Genomic DNA, 1,710 nt, shown 5'->3' on the forward strand with positions numbered 1-1,710 from the left:
GCAGGTAACCGACTTTCACGCCCTCGGCCGCCCAGGCTTCGCCTTGAAAGTCCTTGTCTTCACCCGCCATGATACGCAGCAGCGTGGACTTACCAGACCCGTTGACACCGACGACACCGATCTTGGCATCCGGCAGGAAATTCAGGTGAATGTTCTCGAACACCTTCTTGCCACCGGCATATGCCTTGGTCAGGCCTTGCATTTGGAATACGATTTGGGGACCGGCCATTGAAAGCGTCTCCTGAAACTTTGGGGGAATATGTCGCCTCAGTTACGCGGACGTGGCCGAAAATCAAGCGGGTAAGCGCAACCTGTTCTGAGAAACATCTCTGGCAAACCTCGCTCAGCCAGAAACCTCCCCTTCTACCAAATTGTCGATTAGCCTTCGATGCGTTTGCGCTCGTCGTCGGTCAGCACACTTGCGAGACGCTCGAGCTCGGTTTCAGCACTTTGATTTCCCATATCCTGAGCCCGACTGAACCAGCGCCAAGCTTCGACAAAGTCGGGCTGGTCCTGGCCATGCCCACCTGCATGAGCAATTCCGAGGTTGAATGCGCAGCGATTGTCGCCGAGCTCTGCGCCCTTGTCCCACCACGATTGCGCGGTTTTGAACTCTTTAGGGCCACCAGCGCCGGTCATCATCATGACGCCGAGGTATGTCATCGCGTTCACTTCGCCCATATGCGCGGCCTGCTCAAACAAACGGCGCGCATCCGTCTCGTTACGCTCGCCACCAAGGCCTCGTAACTTCATGAACCCCAGATTGAACAATGCGGGTGGCAGGTCAGCCTCCGCCGCCTGTGCATAATATGCTCTGGCAGCGGCAAAGTCCTGATGGACGCCCCGCCCATGATGTAGCATGGCGCCGAAATTGTTGGCAGCCGCAGCATGTCCGGAGTCCGCAGCCCGGCGCATCAACGCCGCGGATTTCATCAAGCTCTCTCCGCCCTCGCTATCGAGTAGCAAGGCGACCGCTTGTTCGAACAGAACATCCCCTTCCGCCATAAGTGCACGATATGCATAAACCACTACTTGCATAGCGACTTTTGGCAGTTTTTGCCTCACAAAAGTTGAAACAAGTGTTTAGTTTTGGCGATTGGTTAGCTGTCCGATAGTCACTGAATCTGCATGCATGAGTGGCGAACACGAATACTCAGGGCACACTTCGATCAATCTCAAAAAAACTTTCCTCAGGACACTATCCATCCATGACAGAATTGACCCTGGATCGCCTCTTTGCGTCGCCTTCCCTAACTGGCCAAACAACACTGGGCATCAAGTACTCTCCCGATGCTGCACGGGTGACCTTCCTCAAGCCTCGGCCCGACGACCAGCAAAGACACGATCTCTGGCAATTCGACGTTGAGACAGGCGCGCCGTCCCTCCTTGTGGATTCCCTATTGCTTGAACCAGAAGAAATCGTTCTCTCAGAGGAAGAAATAGCCCTACGCGAGCGCAAGCGAATTGCGGGGAGAACAGGCATCCTCGACTACTCATGGGGTACAGCCACGACGATACTCGTCCCACTAGGGGGAAACCTGCACTTGGTCACCCTTACTGAAGACAGTCCGCAAGTTCGGCAACTAACCGATACCGATGCCTTTGACTATGATGCCCGCATTTCACCCAAAGGCACGTATGCCAGCTTCATTCGCGACGGGGCGCTCTGGATAGTTGATCTTGCGACGGGCGACGAGAAACGCGCCTCTC

2 protein-coding genes and 1 pseudogene are annotated in these 1,710 nt (G+C 55.3%); 1 reads left to right on the forward strand and 2 read right to left on the reverse strand.

Features of this window, described 5'->3' with window-relative positions; translation table 11 throughout:
• Both B4F73_RS08695 and B4F73_RS08700 read right to left on the reverse strand, forming a co-directional pair.
• A partial coding sequence (locus B4F73_RS08695; RefSeq protein ID WP_290483024.1) for an ATP-binding cassette domain-containing protein occupies nt 1-229 on the reverse strand: 229 nt, incomplete at its 3' end.
• Nucleotides 230-378: 149 nt separating this feature from the next.
• Nucleotides 379-1,038, reverse strand: coding sequence for a tetratricopeptide repeat protein (locus tag B4F73_RS08700; protein WP_206990726.1), 660 nt, complete (start codon nt 1,036-1,038; stop codon nt 379-381).
• 170 nt (nt 1,039-1,208) lie between these two features.
• Here B4F73_RS08700 and B4F73_RS08705 point away from each other — a divergent pair.
• Nucleotides 1,209-1,710 (forward strand): annotated as a pseudogene (locus B4F73_RS08705) (S9 family peptidase); the annotation flags it as partial.

This window comes from Hyphomonas sp. UBA3601 (assembly GCF_002375605.1).
Taxonomy (GTDB): domain Bacteria; phylum Pseudomonadota; class Alphaproteobacteria; order Caulobacterales; family Hyphomonadaceae; genus Hyphomonas.